A 6,637-nucleotide genomic window follows, 5' to 3' on the forward strand; every position below is an offset into this window, starting at 1 on the left:
CGGCCTCACTCCATCTGAAGCGTCTCGTGAAGCAGATCGAACAGCTCAAGGCGCAATCGGCGCCGCAGCGGATCGCCGATTTCCTGCTCGATCAGGTGACCGCCGAGTCCGGGCCGGCGGCCATCGCTCTGCCCTATGAAAAGGCGCTGATCGCCAATCGCCTCGGCATGCAGCCGGAAAGTTTTTCGCGCGCGCTTGCGCGCCTGCGCGACCTTGGCGTGACCGTGGAGCGCGACAATGTTCACATCAAGGATCTGGCGAAGCTGATCGCCTTTTCCGCGCGCTCGGGCGAGGACGAAGGCTAGATCGTTTCATTGTTTCATGGAAACAATGAAACGATCTAGATTTTTGTTTTGACGCGTATTCGCTTCGCGGACCTACGGTTCTTTACGCGAACCGGCATCCACTTCGCTCGAAAATGCTATAGGCGATTTCCGCTTCAGTGGCTGGTGCCTTCGGAAAAGGTGATCTTGTTGTAGACATTATATTTCCCGACTGGCTTCGACATCGGAATGCGCTTGATCTCTTGGAAGGTTTCGGCGTCGAAGACGATCAGCGCGCCATCCATTTCCCAGACGCTGACCAGCGCATGTTTGCCGGAGCGGTCGAATTCGACATGGGCGGTGGTCTTGCCCGGCGCCGGCCTCAGGGTGCGGACGACCTTCAGGCTTTGCTTGTCGATGATCTGGATTTCGTCCTTGTGTTCGGGTGACAGGAAGGAATCCGTCCAGGCATAGGGCGAGTTCTCATGGCTGCGCATGAAGAATCCCGGCCCGGCGGTGGGAATCTCGCCGACCAGCGACCAGTCCGTGGTGTCGATCACGCTGATCCTGGCTTCGTTTAGATGCGGCGTCGCCATCACGCGCCTTCCGTCGCGCATCCAGGAAATCCCCGAGCCGAGATGCGGCATGCCCGGCAGCGGAATGGTCGCGATTTCGTGGCCGACGTCGAGATTGACGACGACGGCCTTGGCCCCGTCGCGATTGGCGCCGAGCAGGTGGCGATAGGAGGGGTCGAAGAAGAAATCGTCGAGCGGCTCGCCGATTTCGATGCGGCGCAAGGCGAACAGCCCCTGCGACGAGGGCAGCGCCTCGGTCATCGATTTTTCGTTGCTGTGGACGAGGCCGGCATAGACGGGCGGCGCGTCGGGATTGGTCGCGATTTCCCAGATTTCCGGCGCGTCTTTCAGCGCGGCGATGAAACTGTCGCGGGCGGGCGCCTGATAGACCGCCGAGACGCGCGAGGCATGTTTGTTGCGGTCGGCGACATCGAAAATCTTCTCGACCCTCAGATCGTCGGCGGAAAGAATGACCAGCGTGTTCGGCAGGTAATTGGCGACCGCGATATGTTTGCCGTCCTTGGAAATGGCGATATTGCGCGCATTGATTCCGGCGCGGATTTCCGCCGTGACCTGCAGGGTCCAGAGATCGAATTTGGTCACCCAGCCGTCGCGCGAAGAGAAGAACACATAGCGGCCGTCGGGGGTGAATTTCGGCCCGCCGTGGAGGGCGTATCGGCTCTTGAAGCGGAAGATCGGCTCGAACCTGTCGCCGTCGAGAATGCTGACGTGATGGTCGCCGCCTTCGACCACGACGAACAGATTCAGCGGGTCGGCGGAGAAGGCCGGCTTGTCGGCGGCGGGCGCCGGCGTAAGGATGCGCGAGGCCTCGATATCCTGCTGGCTCCAATGCGGTGAGACGGCGGGCGGCGCATAGACATAAGCCGCCAGCGCTTTGACGCTGTCCTCGTCGATTTCATCCTTGAAGGCGGGCATTTGCGTGGCCGCGCGGCCGTTGCGAATCGTGGCCTCGGCGCCGGCTTTGCCCAATTTCCCGAGATTGTCCGGCAGCAGCGCAGGCCCCAGTCCCCCGAGGCGATCTGTTCCGTGGCATGCGGAGCATTTCGAGAGATAAAGCGCGTTGGCGTCGGGCTCGGCGAAAGCGGGCGACGCGGCGAGCAAGGCGAGGCTAAAGGCGAGGCGCTTCATGTCGCGTTCCACGGAAGGGGCGGAGGGTGAGCCGGTCGGCGGCGGGCGCGCCGATTTCCTGGTCGGTGAGATAACAGGCGGGGTCTTCGGCGAAGGCGTCGCCGCTCAATTGCAGCGCGCGCACGCGCGTGTTGCCGCCGCAAATATCGAAAAAGGCGCAAGACCCACAGCGTCCGGAGATCTTGCGCGGCCGCTGCTTCAGCCCCGCCATGATCGGATCGGAAACGTCGGTCCAGATTTGCGAAAACGCCCGCTCCCGCACATTGCCGAGGCTGTAGGACCACCACATCGTATCCGGATGGACGTTGCCGAGATTGTCGATATTGGCGACATTGACGCCGGAGGAATTGCCGCCCCATTGCGCCAGTTTTCCGCGCAAATGCGCCGCACGGTCCGGGAAGCGTCCCAGCGTCCAGAAATAGAGCCAGACCGCATCGGCGTCATTGTTGCCGGTCACGAAATCGAGGTCGTCGCCACGCTCCAGCGCCTGCCACGCGGTGTCGATGAGAAAGTCCATCGTCTCGCGCGTGACGGTCCAGTTGGCGTCGTCGCCGCGATTCTTGTTGCCGCGTCCGGCATAGACCAGATGGGACAGATAGAATTTCTTGACGCCTTCCGTTTCCGCGAGCGCGATGACGCGCGGCAATTCCCGGAAATTGTCGAGCGTCATGGTGAAGCGCAGACCGACCTTGATTCCGCGCGCGACGCAGGCGCGCACGCCGGCCAGAGCCGCGTCGAACGATCCTGTCTGGCCCCGGAAGCGGTCATGGGTCGCGCCGATCCCATCGAGGCTGACCCCGACATAATCGTAGCCGATTTCTGCGATCTGGTCGGCGGCGGTCTCGTCGATCAGGGCGCCGTTGCTGGAGAGCGCCGTGTAGAAACGCATGGCTTTGGCGCGGCGCGAGACGTCGAAAATGTCTGGACGGAGCAAAGGCTCGCCGCCCGACAGAATCAGCGCCGGCACGCGAAACCGCTTGAGCTCATCCATGACGGCGAACACCTCGTCGGTGGACAGTTCGCCAGGAAAATCGACGTCGGCCGAGATGGAATAGCAATGCTTGCATTTGAGGTTGCAGCGGCGGATCAGGTTCCAGATCACGACCGGGCCGGGCGGGTCGCGGCGCGGGCCGACCGGCGACGGATCGCGCAATTCGCGCAACATTTCGGTCAGACGAAACATCTAATCACCTAGTCGCAAGCCGGTCTTCTTCAGGATGCGCGTGGAAAACAGGATGTCCGAACCCCGGCGCGCGGGCCCCAGCAATTCGGCGATGCGCTGGGCCTTTTCTCGCACTTCCTCTCTGGTCTTTCCGTGCGCCATCGCAAACAGATTGTAAGGCCAGTCCGGCAAGGCGCGCGGGCGCAGATAGCAATGGCTAATGAAATCCAGCGCGCCGACCCAGGCCCCGAGCTTTTCGGCCTGATCGTCGTCGACGTCCCAGACCGTCATGCCATTGGCGACGAGGCCGAGCTTGTAATGGTTCGGCACCAGGCCAATGCGCCGGATGATTCCCTTGTCGATCATGCGGGCGAGCCGCTCCAGAACCTCGGCTTCGCTCACGCCGATCTGTTCCGCGACGAGGGCATAGGGCTGCGGGCCGAACGGCAGGCCCGCCTGCGTGGCGCGGATGAGCGCGCGATCGATGTCGTCGATGAACGGAGGATTGCGGTTCATGCGCTCACCCGGAATTCGACGAAAAATTCGCGCAATTTGGGAAAGGCGAACACGCGCAGGCCGGTCGCCTGTTCGATTTCGGAGCACAGGGTTTCGATCTTGCTCGCCTGATCCGTCGCAAGAACGAACCACATATTGAGGCGATGGTCCCGGCGATAATTATGCGCGACCTCGATGCGATCGTTGACCGCCTGAACCGTCTCGTCCCAACGCTCCTCGGGAACGGCCATGGCGCAGAGGCAAAAGGCGCCGCCGAGCGCGTCAGCGTTGAACATCGGCCCGAACCTCGTGATCATATTGTCGTCACGCAGCGCGCGGATGCGTTCGATCGCCTCGTCTTCGGAAATGCCGAGGTCGTGGGCGACTTCGGCGAACGGGCGGGACGTCAGTGGAAAGCCGCCCTGCCAGCCATTGATGAGTTTGCGGTCGATTTCGTCCAGCATGGAAGCCCTCACGCCGCCGACAGTCGCGCGCCGCGCTGACGGAAGCAGCGGCGCGAGAACAGAATTTCGTGACCCGCCGATGCGTCGCCAATCCGCTCGGCGAGCGCCGCGACTTCGCCGCGCACGACATCGCGATCGCATCCGTGAATCATCGAGAACAGATTGTAACGCCAGACCGGCGCGCGCCGCGGGCGCTCGTAGCAGAGCGTCACGCATGCGGCGTCGGAGAGAATCTGCGCCGCATCCGTCAGGGCTTCAGCGGCAATGTCCCAGACCACCATGGCGTTGGCGCGGAAACCCAGCGCATGGTGCTTCACGACCAGGCCGAAGCGCGCGATCACGCTTTTTTCGACTAGATCGCCGAGACGCGCGATGACCTGATCCTCGCGCCAGCCGAGGCGCCGGGCGATTTCGGCATAGGGGCGCTGGGACAGCGGCAAACCATCTTCCAATGCGGTCAGAAGGATCAGGTCCTGCGCGTCCGGCGGGAGCGGCGCGGCCGCATCTGCGCGCGCCTTGCGGCGGCCATTGCGCGCGAAGACCGGAAAACCGAGGTCGATATGAAAGGCGCGCAGCATGGGCAGGTCGAGGACCGGCGCGCCGCAGCGGCGCTCGATCCGGGCGAGGCTGGCGTCGATGGCGACGCGCGACGGACCGGTGACGACGAACCAGAGATTGAACGCATGCTCGCGTTCGTAATTATGGTTGACGCCCGGCTCGTCATTGACCAGCGCGGCCATTTCCTCAAGGCGATGCGGCGGCGCCGCGATCGCGGCGAGGGTGGACGCGCCCGCGCTGTTCGGGCGCAGGACCGGGCCAAGGCGGGACAGGACGCCGGCATCGATGAGACGGGCGACGCGCGCCGCAGCGCCTTCCGCGCTGTCGCCGATGGTTTCGCCGACCAGAGCAAATGGCTTGGACGTCAGCGGGAAATCGCGCTGGAACGTATCGATCAACATTTTGTCGCGTGCGTCGAGCCGGGAATCGAACATGGCGTCATGACCCCAGGCGATGAGCGCGGGCGGTGAAGAAAATGCCCGAAGGTTTCAGGGCGGGAATTTCCGCGATCTTCGTCCGGCGCCGGACGTCCATGACGTCGATGCGGTCGGCGTCGCGCACGGAGATCCAGACCTCATGGCCGCGCGGCGTGAACTCGAGATGGAGCACGGCGGGGCCCGGCGTGAACGAATGAACGACTTCGAGCGACGGGATGTCGATGATCTGCACCGTGTCATTGTCGGGATGGCCGAAATTGACCCAGGCCTCGCGGCCGTCGGGCCGCATGACGCAGAAGATCGGCTGGCCATGGGCGGGGATGCGCTTCTTCTCCGTCAGGGTGGCGAGGTCGAGCGCGAGGACATCGTGCTGGCCGGCGGCGGGCAGAAGCAGAACGTCGGAGGACTGCCCCCAACCTTCGAGATGCGGCATCTTGTACACCGGCAGTTTCTCGCGACCGGCGCTGTAGCCCTGCATCACGCGCTGGGATTTCGGCTCGGTGGCCCAGAGATCGATATGGGCGAAACCGTCGTCGCCGAACAGGCCCGCCAGGTAATGGCGCGCGTCCGAGGTGACGTTGCCGTCATAGGGCAGGCGACCGACATTGCTGAATTTGGTCAGTTTGGGCGTCGCGCCCTCGCCGAAATCGGCGATCCAGATCTCGTCCGCGTCATAAAGCGAATAGATGAAGCGGCGCCCCGGCAGATCGACCAGCCCGACGGTTTTCGATGGCGCGCCATTGGCGCCGATCGCGGGGATGGAGGCGATTTTGTCGAGGCTGCCGGCGTCGAACACCTTGACGCCGCCGGGTTCGTAATTCGAGACCGCGATCAGTGTGCCGTCGTCGGAAATGGCGCCGCCGATGGAATTGCCGCCCTGAACCACGCGCTTTTCGATGCGCGCCTCCAGCAGGTCGACCTTGGTCAGCCCGCCGTCGCGTCCGAACACGAAGGCGTAACGCTCGCAGGGCGAGAACACCATTGAGGCGTGCGAGAGATCGCCGAGCCCCTCGATGCGCCCGAGCGCCGCGCGCCGGATCTGATCCACCAGAACGAGGGAGCCATTCGCGCGCTCGACGATCAGACCGAGCGCGCCGGTCCCGCGGGGCATGGGCGTCTGCGCGCGCGCCGGTCTCGCCGTTGCGGCGGCGAAGGCGCCGGAGGCGAGTCCGAAACGAAGCAGGCTGCGACGGTTCATTGCGGAAAGCCTTCCTTCAAATGTCGCGCGATCCAGCGGGCGTCCTGCTCGCTGAGCAAGCCGCGCCACGGCGGCATCGGCGTCCCCGGCACGCCGCCGAGAATGATTTCGGCGAGGACGCCCTCATCCCGTCCGGCGAGATTCTGCGGCAGCAGAGCCGGTCCGAGCCCGCCCTTGAGCGTCAGGCCGTGGCAGGAGCCGCAATCCTGGCGGACGAGCGGCGTGAGCTTGTCCGGCGCCGGCTGGGCGAATGCGGCCGCCGGGCAGAGCGCGGCCAATGTCACGAGCATGGTCGCGCTAGACCGCATGGCGGGCCTCTACGTCCGCGACTGTCGC

8 protein-coding genes are annotated in these 6,637 nt (G+C 64.1%); 1 reads left to right on the plus strand and 7 read right to left on the minus strand.

Annotation, left to right across the window (positions count from 1 at the left end):
- The coding region (locus ACE3S9_RS12445) for a helix-turn-helix domain-containing protein (RefSeq protein WP_374546782.1) at window positions 1-305 on the plus strand (305 nt) is incomplete at its 5' end.
- Between the two features lie 134 nt (window positions 306-439).
- Here the strand turns inward: ACE3S9_RS12445 and ACE3S9_RS12450 are convergent.
- Genes ACE3S9_RS12450 through ACE3S9_RS12480 form a run of 7 tightly spaced genes read right to left on the minus strand, consistent with a single transcriptional unit; the run spans window position 440 to window position 6,609 of the window.
- A complete protein-coding gene (locus ACE3S9_RS12450) occupies window positions 440-1,987 on the minus strand; it encodes a cytochrome D1 domain-containing protein (RefSeq protein WP_374546783.1) in 1,548 nt (515 codons plus the stop codon).
- The gene (gene nirJ, locus ACE3S9_RS12455; protein WP_374546784.1) at window positions 1,968-3,170 is read right to left on the minus strand and encodes a heme d1 biosynthesis radical SAM protein NirJ; all 1,203 of its coding nucleotides are present in this window, start codon (window positions 3,168-3,170) and stop codon (window positions 1,968-1,970) included. The genes ACE3S9_RS12450 and nirJ overlap by 20 nt, the downstream gene beginning before the upstream one ends.
- Window positions 3,171-3,665: an AsnC family transcriptional regulator gene (locus ACE3S9_RS12460; RefSeq protein ID WP_374546785.1), complete on the minus strand. Its 495-nt coding sequence runs from the start codon at window positions 3,663-3,665 to the stop codon at window positions 3,171-3,173.
- Window positions 3,662-4,108 carry an Lrp/AsnC family transcriptional regulator gene (locus ACE3S9_RS12465; RefSeq protein ID WP_374546786.1) on the minus strand — a complete coding sequence of 149 codons (447 nt, stop codon included), beginning with the start codon at window positions 4,106-4,108 and terminating at the stop codon, window positions 3,662-3,664. Before ACE3S9_RS12465 ends, ACE3S9_RS12460 begins: the two co-directional genes overlap by 4 nt.
- Before the next feature lie 8 nt (window positions 4,109-4,116).
- Window positions 4,117-5,100, minus strand: a complete 984-nt coding sequence (locus tag ACE3S9_RS12470; protein WP_374546787.1) for an Lrp/AsnC family transcriptional regulator — start codon at window positions 5,098-5,100, stop codon at window positions 4,117-4,119.
- 4 nt (window positions 5,101-5,104) lie between these two features.
- Entirely contained in the window at window positions 5,105-6,301 is a 1,197-nt protein-coding gene (locus ACE3S9_RS12475; protein WP_374546788.1) for a cytochrome D1 domain-containing protein, read from the minus strand.
- Window positions 6,298-6,609, minus strand: a complete 312-nt coding sequence (locus tag ACE3S9_RS12480) for a cytochrome c (RefSeq protein ID WP_374546789.1) — start codon at window positions 6,607-6,609, stop codon at window positions 6,298-6,300. The genes ACE3S9_RS12475 and ACE3S9_RS12480 overlap by 4 nt, the downstream gene beginning before the upstream one ends.
- Between the last annotated feature and the right edge of the window lie 28 nt (window positions 6,610-6,637).

The sequence above is a fragment of the Rhodoblastus sp. genome (assembly GCF_041915505.1).
Classification (GTDB): Bacteria; Pseudomonadota; Alphaproteobacteria; order Rhizobiales; family Beijerinckiaceae; genus Rhodoblastus.

Bases quoted from the DNA above. Each gene is read 5' to 3' on its own strand.
- ACE3S9_RS12450 (WP_374546783.1), bottom strand. From the start codon at position 1,987: ATGAAGCGCCTCGCCTTTAGCCTCGCCTTGCTCGCCGCGTCGCCCGCT.
- nirJ (WP_374546784.1), bottom strand. From the start codon at position 3,170: ATGTTTCGTCTGACCGAAATGTTGCGCGAATTGCGCGATCCGTCGCCG.
- ACE3S9_RS12460 (WP_374546785.1), bottom strand. From the start codon at position 3,665: ATGAACCGCAATCCTCCGTTCATCGACGACATCGATCGCGCGCTCATC.
- ACE3S9_RS12465 (WP_374546786.1), bottom strand. From the start codon at position 4,108: ATGCTGGACGAAATCGACCGCAAACTCATCAATGGCTGGCAGGGCGGC.
- ACE3S9_RS12470 (WP_374546787.1), bottom strand. From the start codon at position 5,100: ATGTTCGATTCCCGGCTCGACGCACGCGACAAAATGTTGATCGATACG.
- ACE3S9_RS12475 (WP_374546788.1), bottom strand. From the start codon at position 6,301: ATGAACCGTCGCAGCCTGCTTCGTTTCGGACTCGCCTCCGGCGCCTTC.
- ACE3S9_RS12480 (WP_374546789.1), bottom strand. From the start codon at position 6,609: ATGCGGTCTAGCGCGACCATGCTCGTGACATTGGCCGCGCTCTGCCCG.